Consider the following 15171-nt stretch of genomic DNA (forward strand, 5'->3'; position numbering starts at 1 on the left):
TCACTCGGTGGGTTCGGCCAGGGCGTCGCGCTCGTCTACCCGGGCGCGCACGTGGATGGCGGCAAAGGGCTCATTCTGCACCAACTCGATCAAGGATTCCTTGACCAGTTCGAGAATCGCCATGAAGGTGACCACCACCCCCAGCTTGCCCTCTTCGGCGGTGAACAGGCTCACGAACGGCACGAAGGCGCCATCGCGCAACCGCGCCAGCACCTCGCTCATGCGCTCGCGGGTCGACAGCGCCTCGCGGCTGACCTGGTGGCTTTCGAACAAATCGTTGCGCCGCAGCACCTCGGCCATCGCCAGCAGCACCTCCTGCAGGGCCACCTCCGGCAACAGCTTGCGCGCTTTGGCCTGGGGCGCGTCGAGGCTGGGTACGACGATCTCGCGGCCCACCCGCGGCAAGCCGTCGATGCCCTCGGCGGCGGCCTTGAAGCGTTCGTACTCTTGCAGGCGGCGGATCAGCTCGGCGCGCGGGTCGCCTTCTTCTTCCTCGACCTGCGCCGAACGCGGAAGCAACATCCGTGATTTGATCTCCGCCAGCATGGCGGCCATCACCAGGTACTCGGCGGCCAGCTCAAGCCGCACGGTTTTCATCAGCTCCACATAGCCCATGTACTGGCGGGTGATTTCTGCCACCGGGATGTCGAGGATGTCGACGTTCTGCTTGCGGATCAAATACAACAGCAGGTCGAGCGGCCCCTCGAAGGCTTCGAGGAACACCTCCAGCGCGTCGGGGGGGATGTACAAATCCTGCGGCATTTCGGTGAAGGCTTCGCCGTACACCAGTGCCAGTTGCAGCTGAAACGGCGTTTGCTTGTCGGCCGCCTCGGCGGTGGGTTCGCTCACGCCTTCACCCTGAACGGTGCCGGGTCGCCACAGCCTACCCGCACCACGTCGGGCTCATCGCCGCTCATGTCGATCACGGTGGAGGCCGCATGGCCGCCGGCGCCGCCGTCGATGATCAAATCGACGAAGTGCTCGAGGCGCTCGCGCATCTCGGCGGGGTCGTTCAGCGGCTCTTCATCGCCCGGCAGGGCCAGGGTCACGCTCATCAGCGGCTCGCCGAGCTCTTCGAGCAAGGCCAGCGCGATCGGGTGCTGCGGCACCCGCAGGCCGATGGTGCGGCGCTTGGGGTGCAGCAGCAGGCGCGGCACCTCGCGGGTGGCGTTGAGGATGAAGGTGTACGGCCCGGGGGTGTAGGTTTTCAGCAGGCGGAACTGGCGGGTGTCGACCTTGGCGAACAGCCCCAGTTGGGACAGGTCACGGCACAACAGGGTGAAGTTATGCTTGTCGTCGAGCTGGCGCAGGCGCCGCACCCGTTCGATCGCGCTTTTGTCGCCGATTTGGCAGCCGATCGCGTAGGAGGAATCGGTCGGGTACACCACCACGCCGCCGCGGCGGATGATGTCCACAGCTTGCTTGATCAACCGCAGTTGCGGGTTTTGCGGGTGGATCTGGAAGAACTGGCTCACGCACGCTCCCCTGCTTCGGTGGAGGCCGGCCGAAACCGCGCCGCCAGGGGCGCCAGGTCTTCGGGCAACGGCCGGTAACTGCCGATTTCACCCCACAGCCCGGGGCCGTGGAAGTCACTGCCGGCGCTGGCGAGCATGCCGAACTCGCGCGCCAGGATGGCCAGCGTGCCAACCTGCTCGGCGGCTTGCTGGCCGTTGACCACTTCCAGCGCGTGGCCGCCGGCCTGGAGGAAGTCCGCCACCAGCCGGCGGCGCTTGCTGCGGGTGAAATCATAGTGCATGGGGTGCGCCAGGCTGACCCAGGCCCCGGCCTCGCGCAGCGTGTGCACGGTGGCCTCCAGGGTGGGCCAGTGCTGTTTCACGTCGCCCAGCTTGCCGGCGCCCAGCCAGCGCTGGAAGGCCGCGTTGCGGTCCGGGACGAAGCCGGCCTGCACCAGGTACTCGGCAAAATGCGGCCGGGCCGGCGCGTTGGCGCTGTCGCCCAGGGCCTGCTGCACCGCGCGGGCGCCGGCGAGGGTGCCGGGCATGCCCTTGGCCGCCAGCCGCCGGTCGATTTCCTCGGCGCGCAACCAGCGCCCGCTGTGCAAGGCCTCGAGCGCGGCCAGCAACGGCGGGGCATCCAGGGCGAAGCCGTAGCCCAGCACATGGATGGTCGCGCCGCCCCAGGTGCAGGAGAGTTCGACCCCACTGACCCAGTGCATGCCCAGCGCCAGCGCCGCATCGCGCGCCTGCGGCAGGCCCTCGAGGGTGTCGTGGTCGGTCAGCGCTAGCGTCCGCACGCCCCGCTCGAACGCGCGCGCGACCAGTGCTTGCGGGGCAAGCAGGCCGTCTGAGGCGGTGCTGTGGCAGTGCAGGTCGACGATCATCAGTGGCGCTTTCGCAGGTAACAAGGTTTGCTATTATGCCGCCACGACCCGTTGCTGGCTGCTACCGTGAAACAATTAATCGATTTCATCCCGCTGTTGCTGTTCCTCTGCGTGTTCAAAACAGACCCTCGCACCCTCGACATCGCCGGCCATGTGGTGAATGTGGGCGGTATCTTCAGTGCGACCTGGGTACTGGTGATCAGTTCGCTGATTGTGTACGGGGCGTTGTTCCTGCATCAGCGCAAACTGGAAAAAGGCCAGTGGGTCACGCTGCTCGGGTGCCTGGTGTTCGGCGGCCTGACGCTGGCCTTCCACAGCGAAACCTTCCTTAAATGGAAGGCGCCAGTGGTCAACTGGGTGTTCGCCCTGGCCTTTCTCGGCAGCCACTTCATCGGCCAACAGGTGCTGGTGAAGCGCATCATGGGCCATGCCCTGAGCCTGCCGGAGCCGGTGTGGGTGCGGCTGAACGTGGCCTGGATCATCTTCTTCATCTTCTGCGGCGCCGCCAACCTGTTCGTCGCCTTTACCTTCGAGAGCATCTGGGTCGACTTCAAGGTTTTCGGCAGCCTGGGCATGACGCTGCTGTTCCTGCTCGGCCAGGGCCTGTACCTGTCCCGCCACCTTCACGACACTGACGCCAAGCAGGAGAAGTAACCGTGCTGTATGCCATTTTCGCCACTGATGTGGCCGACTCGCTGGAAAAACGCCTGAGCGTGCGCCCGGCGCACCTTGAGCGGCTCAAGGCCTTGCAGGCCGAAGGCCGCGTGGCCCTGGCCGGCCCGCTGCCGGCGGTAGACAGCAACGACCCGGGCAGCGCCGGCTTTACCGGCAGCCTGATCGTCGCCGAGTTCGCCTCGCTGGAAGCGGCCAAGGCCTGGGCCGCCGCGGACCCTTACATCGAAGCCGGTGTCTATGCCGATGTAGTGGTCAAACCGTTCAAACAGGTATTGCCGTAAACATGAGCGAAGTGCTGCTGATCGACGACGACATCGAGCTGTGCGAGCTGCTCGGCAGCTGGCTCACGCAAGAGGGCTTCAGCGTGCAGGCCTGCCACGATGGCGCCAGTGCCCGCAAGGCTCTGGCCGAGCAGGCGCCGCAAGCGGTGGTGCTCGACGTGATGCTGCCCGACGGCAGTGGCCTGGAGGTGCTCAAGCAACTGCGCAGCGAGCACGCCGATCTGCCGGTGGTGATGTTGTCGGCCCGTGGCGAGCCACTCGACCGCATCCTCGGCCTGGAGCTGGGCGCCGACGATTACCTGGCCAAGCCCTGCGACCCGCGCGAGCTCACCGCGCGGCTGCGCGCGGTGCTGCGGCGCAGCCACCCGGCGGCCACCTCCAGCCAGCTGGAGCTGGGCGACCTGGTGTTCAGCCCGGCGCGTGGGGTGGTCACGGTCGAACAGCACGACATCGCCCTGACCCTCTCCGAAAGCCGCCTGCTCGAAGCCCTGCTGCGCCAGCCCGGCGAGCCGCTGGACAAACAAGAGCTGGCGCAATTGGCGCTGGGGCGCAAGCTCACCCTTTACGACCGCAGCCTCGACATGCACGTGAGCAACCTGCGCAAGAAAATCGGCCCCCACGCCGATGGCCGCCCGCGCATCGTCGCGCTGCGCAGCCGTGGGTATTTCTACAGCGAGTAAGTGGAGGGCCCTTCGCCCGGCACAACCGTAATGCTGTTCACTTAAGCAATCAGAGTGCTAATTCGGGGTTAAAAAGCCCTGATTTCTTCAAAGGGTTTTACTGAGCGCATGACCTGACTGGCCCCTCGCCCGGCACAGCCGGCCTCCCACCAGTTCTGTGTTGCCCCGTAAATCAAGTACTTACACAAACCTGGTGGGAGGCCGGCTGTGCCGGGCGATGGGCCCTGAAGCTCATGCACAAAATCAGCAGAGCTCACAGATTCATCCCTTCTTTAAAGCCGTGAAATGGCTTAAGTGAACAGCATTCCGGCACAACCGGGCGAGCGGCCCCTCAGCCTTTACCCTCCCTTTACCTAGCCCTGACCGCGCCTGACTTTCCCCTCGGTAGTCTGTACTCATCCGGTGAACGCAATGAAGCCGGCACAGACCACCTAAAGGAACTACACCATGCGCAAGAAACTGATCGCCCTGATGTTCGCCGCCACCCTGCCCGCCGTTGCCATGGCCGCGCTGCCCCAGGGCGGCCCTGATCAAGGCCCGGGCTTCGGCCGCGGCGAGATGATGGAACACGGCCACCGCGGCGGCCCCGACCTGTTCGGCCGCCTCGACCTGAACCGCGAGCAACGCCAGCAGATCGGCAAGCTGATGGGTGAGCAAATGAAGCAGCGCCACGAAATCACCGAGGCGTTCCTGAAGAAACTCCCGGCCGCCGACCAGAAGGCCCTGCAGGACCAGCTCAAGGCCAGCGAAGACAAAAGCCGCGCCGACGTGCGCGCCGTGCTGACCCCCGACCAGCAGAAGCAGTTCGACGAACAGCAGAAGAAGCAAGAGCAACGCCGCGCCGAATGGGCCGAATTCCAAGCCTGGAAAGCCCAAAAGGACAAGAAAGCCCAGTAAACTGCCGCTTCTGTCCATACCCGCCCGGCCCCTCGCAAGGGGGCCGGGCCGCTTGCGTTCGAGGTGCCACTTGCGATCATTGTTCTGGCGCATCCTGGCCAGCTTCTGGCTGGCCATCGCCCTGGTAGCGGGGTTGTCCGTGCTGATGGGGCACGTGTTGAACCAGGATGCGTGGATCCTCAGCCGCCACCCGGCGCTGAAAGACTTCGCCCAGCAGTGGGTGGAGGTGTACGAAACCCAGGGCGCCGATGCCGCCCAGCAGTTGCTCGAACAACGCAAGCGCCAGTACCGCATCGACACCCAGGTGCTCAACGACAGCGGCGAGCCGGTGGTGCCGGGCACCTTCCCGCGCCGCGCGCAGGCCTTCGAAGCGCGCAGCGACGATGACCGCCAGTTGCCCTGGCGGCGCCTGACCGCCGAATACACCAGCGCCAACAGCCAGGACACCTACCTGCTGATCTACCGCATCCCGCACCCGCTGATCGACGCCTGGCACCGCGAAAGCCTCTCCGGCCCGCTCAGCGCGCTGGGCATCGCGCTGGTGGTGCTGACCCTGTTCAGCCTGCTGGTCACGCTGTCGATCACCCGCCCGCTGAACCGCCTGCGCGGCGCGGTGCACGACCTGGGGCAAACCTCCTACCAGCAGAACAGCCTGGCCCAACTGGCCGGGCGCGGCGATGAGTTCGGCGTGCTGGCCAACGACTTCAACCGCATGGGCTCGCGCCTGCAGAGCTTGATCGGCAGCCAGCGCCAGTTGTTGCGCGACGTGTCACACGAGCTGCGCTCGCCGCTGGCGCGGCTGCGTATCGCCATGGCCCTGGCCGAGCGCGCCGAAGGCCCGCAGCGCGAGCAACTGTGGCCGCGGCTGACCCGCGAGTGCGACCGCCTGGAAGCGTTGATCAGTGAAATCCTGGTACTGGCCCGGGTCGATGCCGAACAGGCCGCGGCGGAAACCGTCGACCTACCCTTGATCCTCGGTGGCATCCGCAAAGACGCCCAGCTCAGCGCGCCGCAGCAGCCGTTGCAGTTGGAGGTCGAGCGCGGCCTGCAGCTTGAGGGTTGGCCGACCCTGGTGGAACGCGCGCTGGATAACCTGGTGCGCAACGCCCTGCGCTTTACCCCCAGCGACCAGCCGATCGAAATCGACGCCCGCAGCGAGCCCGAACAGGTGGTCATCAGCGTGCGCGACCACGGCCCCGGCTGCCCGCCGGAGCACCTGGCGCAGTTGGGCGAGCCGTTCTACCGGGCGCCGGGGCAAAGCGCCGCCGGCCATGGCCTGGGCCTGGCCATCGCGCGCCGCGCCGCCGAGCGCCATGGCGGCAGTTTGGTGTTCAGCAACCACCCCAATGGCGGGTTTCTCGCCCGGATGGTGCTGCCCAAGGTGCCCGGCGCGCCCACCTGATGGGCGTTACCAGCGGCTGACGAACCCGGAGAGGTCTGCCGGCTCGACCGCGCGGGTGGGTTTTTCCGGGGTGCCGAGGTAGATGAAGCCAATCACCTGCTCATGGGCGGCCAGGCCCAGGCCCTTGGCCACGTGGGGCGAGAACGACAGCTCGCCGCTGCGCCACATGCCGCCCAGGCCCAGGGCGAATGCCGCCAGCAGCAACCCATGCACCGCGCAGCCGGCGGCCAGCAACTGCTCGCTGCCGGGCACTTTCGGGTGCTCGTGAATGCTGGCGATGGCCGCCACCACCAAGGGCGCGCGCAGCGGGTTGGCGCGGGCCTTGTCGACCGCCGCCTGCGGCGCGTTCGGGTCATCGAGCAGGGCCGCCTCGGCGAGCAGCTCACCGAGGGCGTGCAAGCGCTCGCCTTCGATGGTCAAAAAGCGCCACGGCCGCAGCAGCTTGTGGTCCGGCGCGCGCATGGCGGCCTGGAAGAGGATTTCACGCTGCTCGGCGTTCGGCGCGGGCTCGACCAGGCGCCCGACCGACACCCGCTGTTGCAGCAATTGAAGTGCGTCCATCACTCTCTCCTGTAGTCATGTGCCGGGTAGTCTAACGTTTGGCGCACGGCGCAGGTAAAATGGCCGGCCTTTTCCCTCGCTCGTGAGCAGTATGACTTCGCCGACCTTCAGGATCATCGGCTTCATCATCGGTATCTTCCTCATCACCCTGGCCGTGAGCATGGTGGTGCCGATGTTCACCCTGGTGGCGTATGGGCGGGCATTCGAGCTGCGGCCGTTTCTCTGGGCCAGCGCGCTGACCTTCGTCGCCGGCGCGGCGCTGGTGCTGCGCGGCCGCCCCGAGCAGGTGCACCTGCGCCCGCGCGACATGTACATGCTCACCGTGAGCAGTTGGGTGGTGGTGGCGGTGTTCGCCGCGCTGCCGTTCCTGTTCACCCAGCACATCAGCTACACCGACGCGTTCTTCGAGAGCATGTCGGGCATCACCGCCACCGGCTCCACCGTGCTCAGCGGGCTCGACAGCATGAGCCCGGGCATCTTGATCTGGCGCTCGCTGCTGCACTGGCTGGGCGGCATTGGCTTTATCGGGATGGCGGTGGCGATCCTGCCGATGCTGCGCATCGGCGGCATGCGGCTGTTCCAGACCGAATCCTCAGACCGCTCCGACAAGGTGATGCCGCGCTCGCACATGGTCGCCAAGTTCATCGTGCTGGTGTACGTGCTGTTCACCCTGCTCGGCACCCTGGCCTTCTGGCTGGCCGGCATGAGCGGTTTCGACGCGGTCAACCATGCGATGTCGGCGATCTCCACCGGCGGGTTTTCCACCTCGGACCAATCCCTGGCCAAGTGGCAGCAGCCAGCGGTGCACTGGGTCGCGGTGGTGGTGATGATCCTCGGCAGCCTGCCGTTCACCCTCTACGTTGCCACCCTGCGCGGCAACTACCGGGCGCTGTGGCGCGATGAACAAGTGCGCGGCTTCATCGCCCTGCTGCTGGTGTGCTGGGCGGTGCTCGGCACCTGGTACTGGGCGCACAGCAACGTGCCCTGGTACGACGCGCTGCGCCACGTGGCGTTCAACGTGACCTCGGTGGTCACCACCACCGGCTTTGCCCTGGGCGACTACAGCCTGTGGGGCAACTTCGCACTGATGTTCTTCTTCTACCTGGGCTTCATCGGTGGCTGCTCGGGCTCTACCGCCGGGGGCATCAAGATTTTCCGCTTTCAGGTGGCGTACATCCTGCTCAAGGCCAGCCTCAACCAGTTGATCCACCCGCGCGCGGTGATCCGCCAGCAGTACAACCGCCACCGCCTGGACGAAGAGATCGTTCGCTCGGTGCTCACCTTTTCGTTTTTCTTCGGCGCCACCATCGGCCTGATCGCCCTGGCCCTGGGGCTGATGGGGCTGGATTGGATGACCGCGCTGACCGGCGCGGCCAGCACGGTGTCGGGCGTGGGCCCGGGCCTGGGTGACACCATCGGCCCGGCCGGCACCTTCGCGCCGCTGCCGGATGCCGCCAAGTGGCTGCTGTCGTTCGGCATGCTGGTGGGCCGGCTGGAGATCGTTACCGTGCTGGTGCTGTTCATGCCGGCCTTCTGGCGGCACTGATGCTTACCGCAAGGACGCCCATGACCCCACGTACCGCCCTCACCGCCCTGCATGCCGGCGCCTTGCTGTTTGGCCTGTCGGGGATTTTCGCCAAGCTGGCCCAGGCTTCGGCGGTGTTCATCACCTGCGGCCGCGCGGCGTTCGCGGTCGCCGCCCTGGGGCTGTTCCTCGCCCTGGCCCGGCGCGAGCGCTGGCAGCCCTTGAGCCGCGGCAACGCGGCGCGGCTGTTGCTGGCCGGGCTGTTGCTGGCGGCCCATTGGGTGAGTTTTTTCCAGGCGATCAAGGTCGGCGGCGTGGCCATCGGCACCCTCGGTTTTTGCAGCTTCCCGGCCTTTACCGTGGTGCTCGAGGCGCTGCTGTTCCGGGAGAAGGTGCGGGCGCTGGAAATCGCCCAGGTGCTGATGGTCAGCGTCGGCCTGGTGTGGGTCACCCCGGCCTTTGACCTCGCCAGCGGCGCGACCGCGGGGCTGCTCTGGGGCGTGGCCTCGGGCCTGTTGTTCGCGCTGCTGTCGCTGCTCAACCGGGCCCGGCCCAAGGCCATTGGCCCGGTGCAGGCAGCGCTGTGCCAAAACGCGGTGGTGGCCGCCTGCCTGCTGCCTTGGGCAGTGCCGCAGGCGGCCCAGGTGCCGGCGCTCGACTGGCTGTGGATCGGCCTGCTCGGGGTGTTCTGCACCGGGCTGGCCCATGGTTTGTTCGTCGCCAGCCTGGGGGTGATCAAGGCGCGCACCGCGGCGGTGGTGTTCGCCATGGAGCCGGTGTACGGGATTTTCTTCGCCTGGTTGGTGTTCCGCGAGCAGCCCACGGCGATGATGCTCGCCGGCGGGGTGTTGATCATCGCCGCAGCGCTGGCGCCAGGGCTGCTGCGCCGTTAAGCCACGGCCGGCGGCTGCAGCACCGCCGCGCGGATCGCCGCCAGCAGGCGCAGCATCGCCGGGTTGTCGTTATCGCTGCGCCACACCAGGTACAGCTCGGTCTGCACGCCGTCTTCCAACTCGATCGGCCGGAACACCACCTCACGGAACGCCACGCTCGCCGCGCAGCGCGGCACCAGCGCCAGGCCAAGCCCGGCGTTGACCAGCGCCAGCATGGTCAGCGACGACCCCAGCCACTGCACGTAGGCCGGAGTCACCCCGGCGGAGCGGAACATCCCGGTGAGCAACTCGTTGAACGGCGCGTAGGCGGCGTGGGAATACATCAGGAACGGCACGCCGTGGAGGTCGGCCACGCTCACCTCGGCGGCCTCGGCCAGCGGGTGCTGGCGCGGCACCGCCAGCACGAACGGCTCGCGCACCAGCCGCTCGCACGCCACCCCCGGCGCTTGCAGCGGCGAGCGCACGATACCCAGGTCGATCCGCTGGGCGCGCAGGGCCTCCTGCTGCTGGGCGGTGTTCATTTCCATCAGGGTGATGTGCACGTTGGGCTGGTGCTCGCGGGCCTGGGCGATGACCTTCGGTAAAAACTCGTACACCGCGCTGCCGACAAAACTCACGTTCACCGAGCCGATGTCGCCCTGGGCGAAGCGCCGCGCGGCGCGGGCGGCCATGTCGGCGCGCTCGAGCAAGTTTTGCGCCTCGATGAAAAACGCCCGGCCGGCGCCGGTGAGCTTGACGCTGCGGGTGTTGCGGGTGAACAGCTCGATGCCCAACTGGTGCTCGAGCAACTGCACCTGCCGGCTCAGCGGCGGTTGGGTCATGTTTAGCCGCTGGGCGGCGCGGCGGAAGTTCAGCTCAGTGGCCACGGTGACAAAACAGCGCAGTTGGGACAGTTCGAACATTGATTCAACCCGGGTATCAATTGCATGCCTATCTAAAATAGACGACAACAATCCGCCGGTCCATGATCACCCCAACAACAAAAGCCCGGAGTGCCCCGCGTTGAAAATCACCCGTGTGACCGTCACCCCCATCGCCTTTCGCGACGCCCCGTTGCTCAATGCCAGCGGCATCCACGAACCCTATGCGCTGCGCTCGATCATCGAGATCGAGAGCGACAACGGCTACATCGGCCTGGGCGAAAGCTACGGCGACGCCCCGGCGCTGGCGATCCAGAACGCGGTGAAAGACCAACTGATCGGCCTCGACCCGTTCAACCTCAACCAACTGCGCAAGGTGGTGCAGGCCACCGTGGCCCAGCACAAGCCGCAAAGCGTGGCCGGCGCCGAGCTGGCCCCCGGCTCCCACGCCAGCAAGGCCGTGAGCAACGCCTATTCGGCCTTTGAGGTGGCCTTCCTTGACCTGCAGGCCCACTCGCTGAACCTGCCCCTGGTCGACCTGCTCGGTGGCAAGGCCCGCGACGAGGTGCCGTTCAGCGCCTACCTGTTCTTCAAGTACGCCGAACACATTGACTCGCCCTACCCGGCAGACAGCTGGGGCGAGGCGCTGAGCGAGGCGCAGATCGTCGCCCAGGCCAAGCGGATGATCGACCAGTACGGCTTCAAGAGCATCAAGCTCAAGGCCGGCGCGCTGGAGCCGGAACATGAAGTGAACTGCATCAAGGCGCTACACAAGGCCTTCCCCGGCGTGCCGCTGCGCATCGACCCCAACGGCAACTGGTCGCTGGAAACGTCGATTCGCATGGCCGAACTGCTGGGCGACAGCCTGCAGTACTTCGAAGACCCCTGCCCAGGCCTGGAAGGCATGGCCGAGCTGCACAAGCGCACCGGCTTGCCGCTGGCGACCAACATGGTGGTCACCGACTTCGACGAATTCCGCCGCAGCGTGGCGCTGAACAGCGTGCAGATCGTGCTCGCCGACCACCACTACTGGGGTGGGCTGCGCGACACCCAGGTGCTGGCGCACATGTGCAGCACCTGGGGCCTGGGCGTGTCGATGCACTCGAACTCGCACCTGGGCATCAGCCTGATGGCCATGGCCCACGTCGCCGCGGCCTCGCCGAACCTCGACTACGCCTGCGACACCCACTACCCCTGGCAAGAACCGGACGAAGAAGTGATCAAGGGCGGCAAGCTGCCGATCGTCGGCGGCGCGGTGAAAATCAACAGCACCCCCGGCCTGGGCCTGGAGCTGGACCACGACCAGTTGGCCAAGCTGCACGAGCAGTACCTGCGCTGCGGCATTCGCTCGCGCGACGACGTGCGCCAGATGCAGCGTTACAAGCCGGACTGGAAGCAGGTCAAACCGCGCTTCTGAACCGTGCCTGAACCGTTCGCCGTGGCCGCGGCGAACGGCCATGGCATCCTGCTATGATCTCTGGGCACTGGCCCGGGCCTGCCATGGGTGGCCGGGTTTACCTTTCGTCCTGCCCTCGAGATCACTGCCATGGCCGCTAAACACCCCCTCGATTCCGTCGCCCAACACTTTTTCGGCAAACGCGCCCACGCGCTGGAGCCTGAAGAAATCCACGTGCTCGAACAGATGAAAGAGCACAGGCCGGTCAGCCGGGACGCGGCCGATGCCTCCGACGACGTCGCCACCTTCGGCGACCGCTTGGCCGACAAGGTCGCGGCGGTAGGCGGTTCGTGGGCGTTCATCATCACCTTCAGCGTGATCCTGCTGGGCTGGATGCTGCTCAACTCCGACGTGCTCGAACATTTCGGGCTGGTGTTCGACCCCTACCCGTATATTTTCCTCAACCTGATGCTCTCGACCCTGGCGGCGATCCAGGCGCCGGTGATCATGATGAGCCAGAACCGCCAGTCGGCCAAAGACCGCATCGCCGCCAGCCTGGACTACGAGGTCAACCTGCGCACGGAGATCGAGATCATGCGCCTGCATGACAAGATCGACAGCTTGATCGTCGAGCGGCTGGACCGGGTGGTGGCGCAGCTGGAGCGCCGGGCGACTCAGGAGTAACGGCTACTGGCCCCTGCGTAATGCTGTTCACTTAAGCAATCGGAGCTAAAATTGAGGGTGAAAAGCCCCGACTTCTCTCGATGGTTTTACCGAGCGCATGACCTGACTGGCCCATCGCCCGGCACAGCCGGCCTCCCACAGATCTGTGTAAGTACTTGATTTACGAGGCAACACAGAACCCGTGGGAGGCCGTGGTCCGGCACTCCGGCTGTGCCGGGCGAGGGGCCGGTGAACTCAGCCCCAGAACCGCGGAAAAATCTCATCCCGGGTCAACGGCGCCAACGGCAGTTGCTGGGCCTGTTGCAACGTCACCCAACGCGCTTCAGCGATTTCCGCCGCCGGCGCCACGGCGCTCGCGCTGCGCACCTCGAACAACTCACAGCACACCTCGAAGCCCGGCTCGTTCACCGCCGGCGCGCGCACCTGGGCGAGAAACCGCGCCTGCTCCGGCGCCAGCCGCAGCCCCAGTTCTTCGTGCAGCTCGCGCAGCAACGCCTGCACCGGTGGCTCGCCGGGTTCGAGCTTGCCACCCGGCTGCATGAAGGCCGTGGTGCCGCGCTTGCGGACCAGCAGGGTGCGGCCCTGATCGTCGAGCAACAGCGCCGCGGCGATGTGGATCACCGCGCTCATCCGCCGCTGCTCGGCATGGCCAGCCAGCGAAAGCCCTGCAGCACCTGGCGGAAGGCGGCGATGTCCTCTTGCTGGTGGTCCGGGGTGGTGTGCAGCTCGGCGCTGTAGACCACCCCAGTGTCGTCGCCGTCGGGGCGGTATTGCACCATCAGCACCGCCAGGTCGCTGCCGTCGCGCCATTGCGCCTGTTCCGCCGGCTTGCCGGCCCATTGCGCGGGTTCGCGCTGGGCGTCGTCGCCATGGGCGGTGTAGCCCAGGCGGGTGGTCATCGCCTCGCGGGTGTCGCTGTCGTCGGTGCTGTAGCCGGCCACCAGGTTGATGGTGCGCTGGTCCCCAAGCAGCACCAACAGGCCGTCATCGTTGCTGTTGCCCTGGTAGGCCGGGCCCGGCAGCGCGCCCAGGGCAAAGCCCAGGTCGGGGTTCTGGTAGGGTTGGGCCGGGTCAAGGGCGAGCATGCCATCGACATGCTGCTGCTCCCACGCGGTGAGGGCGGCCGGGGCGGCGGCAAAGGCGGCGGTGGGTAAACTCAGCGCCGCGGCCAACAGGGCGCGGGAAAAATACGAACGTGGCATGTACATTCCTTAAACGCCCAGGCGTGCCTTGCCGTAGCTGGGCCGGTCCATGTCGACGATCTCTACGCCAAACTGCACATCCAGCCCCGGCGGCCATGCCGCAGCGCCCTGCAGCACCTCGAGCATGGCGTCGGACAAGGCCTTTTTCACCGCATCCGGGCGGCCGCTGAGGATTGCCAAACGGGCATAGACGAACGCCCGCTCCGCCGGCGCCGTGCCCACCTGGTACACCTCCAGGGCGCTGGCGCGGGCCTTGATGTCTGCCTCGCTGGCGAATTGGCCGGTGGCCATCAGGGCGTGGTTGAGCCGCAGCAGCAGCTTGCGCGGCTCCAGTTCGGCCAGGTTGGCGGTGTATTCCACGTGCAGGTGCGGCATGGGGGCCTCGTCTCGGTCGATGGCGCCAGGCGCCGACCGTCACAGGATACACAATCGGCGCGGAACGAACTGGCCCCGGCGCACAGTCCAAGCTTCGAATCAGGGGCTATCCTGAGTGTTCGAAACCTACCCAGAGGTGATGCCATGCCCGTCAAGCACAATCTGTTCGAAGATTTGAACGTCAGCAAAGAGGCGGTTGCCCAGCGCAGCCAGCAAGACCCCAAGCTGGCCAAACTCCTCGAAGCTTACGCCGACATCGACAACCAGGTGGTAGACGCCGAAAACGCCAGTGCCGCCGACGACGAGGTGCGCAAGCTCAAGGAGCTGCGCCTGTTGACCAAAGACAAGATCGTGCAACAACTGGAGTACCCCGGTACCCGCGGGGCGGCGAAAAACTTCTGACCTCAGCCGTGGGTCGCCACCAGGGCGATCGCATCGTGCCGCCAGTATTCAAGGTCGCAATCGATCACCTGGCCCTGGCGGTCACGGTTTACCCTGACGATGCGCAAGCCCGGGCTGCCCGCCGACACCTTCAACGCCGCCGCGGCCTGGGCCCCCAGCGCGGTCGGCGCCACCTCGAAACGCACCTGCCCGTACTCGATCCCGTACTGCCGCGCGTACAGTTCGGTCAGCGGCTGGCTGAGGTCATGCTCGAGCAGCTCGGGGAAGAACGCGGGGTTCAGGTGGTGCTCTACGTACAGCACCAAGCGGCCATCGATGCGCCGCCGCCGGCAAATGCTGAACACCCGCGACAATGGCGCCAGCCCGAGGTGCCCGCACACCGCCGCCGAAGCCGGCTGGGCCTGGGCGCTGAGCAGTTCGGTGTGAGCGTTGCGGCCCTGGGCCTGGACCATCGCATGGAAGTGGCTGCGGGCGTTGAGGTCGTAGCGCAACCGCGGCGGTGAAATGAACCAGCCGCGGCGCTCTTCGCGGTACACCAGGCCGCGCGCTTCCAACTGCACCAACGCCTCGCGCAGGGTGATGCGGGTGGTGGCAAACACATCGCTGAGCTTGCGCTCGGCCGGCAGCTTGTGGCCGGCCTGCAACAGGCCATGCTCGATCTGTTCTTCCAGTGCCTGGCAGATGGCGGTGACCGCCCGTGGTGCACTGTCGCGCATACCGGTTCCTTGTTGGTCTAGACCAGTGCACGGCAACCGCTGCCGAGCACTGCCCCTGCAGCCTAGCCCGGCTAAATGAACGGCCCATGACAGCCCAGCGGCAAAGCCTTGCCGGGCGCGGGCTGGGCGATCGTCTACGCTGGCTTTGAAGCGCTGAAGCAAGCTTCGTACCGCGGCCGGTTACATCAAATTGTCACCTGCTGGGCCTAAATTGGCTCAGGTATTGCTGACCTAGACCAGCGCCTCCCCCTGATAGCAAGAAAAGACGCCACCCAAGGAGC

Annotated in this window: 19 protein-coding genes; 10 read left to right on the top strand and 9 right to left on the bottom strand. The window is 66.4% G+C overall.

The genetic code is table 11. The features are described 5' to 3' along the window. The 3 genes from ACFZCE_RS11275 to ACFZCE_RS11285 form a co-directional block, all read right to left on the bottom strand. Positions 1 to 729, bottom strand: coding sequence for a segregation/condensation protein A (locus ACFZCE_RS11275; protein WP_390939321.1), 729 nt, complete (start codon positions 727 to 729; stop codon positions 1 to 3). Positions 730 to 845: 116 nt separating this feature from the next. Beyond that, positions 846 to 1475, bottom strand: coding sequence for an L-threonylcarbamoyladenylate synthase (locus ACFZCE_RS11280; protein WP_390938912.1), 630 nt, complete (start codon positions 1473 to 1475; stop codon positions 846 to 848). Continuing rightward, positions 1472 to 2341 carry a PHP domain-containing protein gene (locus ACFZCE_RS11285; protein ID WP_390938914.1) on the bottom strand — a complete coding sequence of 290 codons (870 nt, stop codon included), beginning with the start codon at positions 2339 to 2341 and terminating at the stop codon, positions 1472 to 1474. Before ACFZCE_RS11285 ends, ACFZCE_RS11280 begins: the two co-directional genes overlap by 4 nt. 66 nt (positions 2342 to 2407) lie before the next feature. On the opposite strand from ACFZCE_RS11285, the gene ACFZCE_RS11290 reads away from it, so the two are divergent. From ACFZCE_RS11290 to ACFZCE_RS11310, 5 genes are all read left to right on the top strand, one after another. Beyond that, positions 2408 to 2995, top strand: coding sequence for a septation protein A (locus ACFZCE_RS11290; RefSeq protein WP_390938916.1), 588 nt, complete (start codon positions 2408 to 2410; stop codon positions 2993 to 2995). 2 nt (positions 2996 to 2997) lie between these two features. Then, a complete protein-coding gene (locus tag ACFZCE_RS11295) occupies positions 2998 to 3297 on the top strand; it encodes a YciI family protein (protein ID WP_390938918.1) in 300 nt (99 codons plus the stop codon). Positions 3298 to 3299: 2 nt separating this feature from the next. Continuing rightward, entirely contained in the window at positions 3300 to 3977 is a 678-nt protein-coding gene (locus ACFZCE_RS11300; RefSeq protein ID WP_390938920.1) for a response regulator, read from the top strand. Between the two features lie 447 nt (positions 3978 to 4424). Further along, positions 4425 to 4874, top strand: a complete 450-nt coding sequence (locus ACFZCE_RS11305; protein WP_390938922.1) for a Spy/CpxP family protein refolding chaperone — start codon at positions 4425 to 4427, stop codon at positions 4872 to 4874. Positions 4875 to 4944: 70 nt separating this feature from the next. Further along, positions 4945 to 6276, top strand: a complete 1332-nt coding sequence (locus tag ACFZCE_RS11310; protein WP_390938924.1) for an ATP-binding protein — start codon at positions 4945 to 4947, stop codon at positions 6274 to 6276. A gap of 6 nt (positions 6277 to 6282) precedes the next feature. On the opposite strand, the gene ACFZCE_RS11315 is transcribed toward ACFZCE_RS11310, so the two are convergent. Continuing rightward, a complete protein-coding gene (locus tag ACFZCE_RS11315; protein ID WP_390938926.1) occupies positions 6283 to 6837 on the bottom strand; it encodes an NAD(P)H nitroreductase in 555 nt (184 codons plus the stop codon). Positions 6838 to 6928: 91 nt separating this feature from the next. Here ACFZCE_RS11315 and ACFZCE_RS11320 point away from each other — a divergent pair, with 91 nt between their 5' ends. Next, positions 6929 to 8383, top strand: coding sequence for a TrkH family potassium uptake protein (locus ACFZCE_RS11320; protein ID WP_390938928.1), 1455 nt, complete (start codon positions 6929 to 6931; stop codon positions 8381 to 8383). A 20-nt stretch (positions 8384 to 8403) separates the two neighbouring features. Further along, entirely contained in the window at positions 8404 to 9255 is an 852-nt protein-coding gene (locus ACFZCE_RS11325) for an EamA family transporter (RefSeq protein ID WP_390938930.1), read from the top strand. On the opposite strand, the gene ACFZCE_RS11330 is transcribed toward ACFZCE_RS11325, so the two are convergent. Next, positions 9252 to 10157, bottom strand: coding sequence for a LysR substrate-binding domain-containing protein (locus ACFZCE_RS11330; RefSeq protein WP_390938932.1), 906 nt, complete (start codon positions 10155 to 10157; stop codon positions 9252 to 9254). The two genes, ACFZCE_RS11325 and ACFZCE_RS11330, sit on opposite strands and share 4 nt — an antisense overlap. A 100-nt stretch (positions 10158 to 10257) precedes the next feature. On the opposite strand from ACFZCE_RS11330, the gene ACFZCE_RS11335 reads away from it, so the two are divergent. Both ACFZCE_RS11335 and ACFZCE_RS11340 read left to right on the top strand, forming a co-directional pair. Beyond that, positions 10258 to 11532, top strand: coding sequence for an enolase C-terminal domain-like protein (locus ACFZCE_RS11335; protein ID WP_390938934.1), 1275 nt, complete (start codon positions 10258 to 10260; stop codon positions 11530 to 11532). 129 nt (positions 11533 to 11661) lie between these two features. Beyond that, positions 11662 to 12195, top strand: coding sequence for a DUF1003 domain-containing protein (locus tag ACFZCE_RS11340; RefSeq protein ID WP_390938936.1), 534 nt, complete (start codon positions 11662 to 11664; stop codon positions 12193 to 12195). Between the two features lie 234 nt (positions 12196 to 12429). On the opposite strand, the gene ACFZCE_RS11345 is transcribed toward ACFZCE_RS11340, so the two are convergent. From ACFZCE_RS11345 to ACFZCE_RS11355, 3 genes are read right to left on the bottom strand one after another with little or no spacing between them, the layout of a single operon-like run. Beyond that, the gene (locus ACFZCE_RS11345) at positions 12430 to 12825 is read right to left on the bottom strand and encodes an NUDIX domain-containing protein (protein ID WP_390938938.1); all 396 of its coding nucleotides are present in this window, start codon (positions 12823 to 12825) and stop codon (positions 12430 to 12432) included. Beyond that, on the bottom strand, positions 12822 to 13397 hold the full coding sequence (locus ACFZCE_RS11350) for a hypothetical protein (protein ID WP_390938940.1): 576 nt from the start codon (positions 13395 to 13397) through the stop codon (positions 12822 to 12824). The genes ACFZCE_RS11345 and ACFZCE_RS11350 overlap by 4 nt, the downstream gene beginning before the upstream one ends. A 9-nt stretch (positions 13398 to 13406) precedes the next feature. Next, positions 13407 to 13772 carry a 5-carboxymethyl-2-hydroxymuconate Delta-isomerase gene (locus ACFZCE_RS11355; RefSeq protein ID WP_390938942.1) on the bottom strand — a complete coding sequence of 122 codons (366 nt, stop codon included), beginning with the start codon at positions 13770 to 13772 and terminating at the stop codon, positions 13407 to 13409. 144 nt (positions 13773 to 13916) lie between these two features. Between ACFZCE_RS11355 and ACFZCE_RS11360 the strand changes: the two genes are divergently transcribed. Beyond that, entirely contained in the window at positions 13917 to 14174 is a 258-nt protein-coding gene (locus ACFZCE_RS11360; protein ID WP_390938944.1) for a DUF465 domain-containing protein, read from the top strand. Positions 14175 to 14176: 2 nt separating this feature from the next. Here the strand turns inward: ACFZCE_RS11360 and ACFZCE_RS11365 are convergent, their stop codons facing one another. Further along, positions 14177 to 14890, bottom strand: a complete 714-nt coding sequence (locus ACFZCE_RS11365) for a UTRA domain-containing protein (RefSeq protein WP_390938946.1) — start codon at positions 14888 to 14890, stop codon at positions 14177 to 14179. Between the last annotated feature and the right edge of the window lie 281 nt (positions 14891 to 15171).

This window comes from Pseudomonas sp. NPDC007930 (assembly GCF_042958985.1).
Taxonomy (GTDB): Bacteria; Pseudomonadota; Gammaproteobacteria; order Pseudomonadales; family Pseudomonadaceae; genus Aquipseudomonas.

Coding starts and splice junctions, on each gene's coding strand:
- ACFZCE_RS11330 (WP_390938932.1), bottom strand. CDS start 10,157: ATGTTCGAACTGTCCCAACTGCGCTGTTTTGTCACCGTGGCCACTGAG.
- ACFZCE_RS11325 (WP_390938930.1), top strand. CDS start 8,404: ATGACCCCACGTACCGCCCTCACCGCCCTGCATGCCGGCGCCTTGCTG.
- ACFZCE_RS11305 (WP_390938922.1), top strand. CDS start 4,425: ATGCGCAAGAAACTGATCGCCCTGATGTTCGCCGCCACCCTGCCCGCC.
- ACFZCE_RS11360 (WP_390938944.1), top strand. CDS start 13,917: ATGCCCGTCAAGCACAATCTGTTCGAAGATTTGAACGTCAGCAAAGAG.
- ACFZCE_RS11350 (WP_390938940.1), bottom strand. CDS start 13,397: ATGCCACGTTCGTATTTTTCCCGCGCCCTGTTGGCCGCGGCGCTGAGT.
- ACFZCE_RS11300 (WP_390938920.1), top strand. CDS start 3,300: ATGAGCGAAGTGCTGCTGATCGACGACGACATCGAGCTGTGCGAGCTG.
- ACFZCE_RS11285 (WP_390938914.1), bottom strand. CDS start 2,341: ATGATCGTCGACCTGCACTGCCACAGCACCGCCTCAGACGGCCTGCTT.
- ACFZCE_RS11345 (WP_390938938.1), bottom strand. CDS start 12,825: ATGAGCGCGGTGATCCACATCGCCGCGGCGCTGTTGCTCGACGATCAG.
- ACFZCE_RS11315 (WP_390938926.1), bottom strand. CDS start 6,837: ATGGACGCACTTCAATTGCTGCAACAGCGGGTGTCGGTCGGGCGCCTG.
- ACFZCE_RS11365 (WP_390938946.1), bottom strand. CDS start 14,890: ATGCGCGACAGTGCACCACGGGCGGTCACCGCCATCTGCCAGGCACTG.
- ACFZCE_RS11355 (WP_390938942.1), bottom strand. CDS start 13,772: ATGCCGCACCTGCACGTGGAATACACCGCCAACCTGGCCGAACTGGAG.
- ACFZCE_RS11340 (WP_390938936.1), top strand. CDS start 11,662: ATGGCCGCTAAACACCCCCTCGATTCCGTCGCCCAACACTTTTTCGGC.
- ACFZCE_RS11320 (WP_390938928.1), top strand. CDS start 6,929: ATGACTTCGCCGACCTTCAGGATCATCGGCTTCATCATCGGTATCTTC.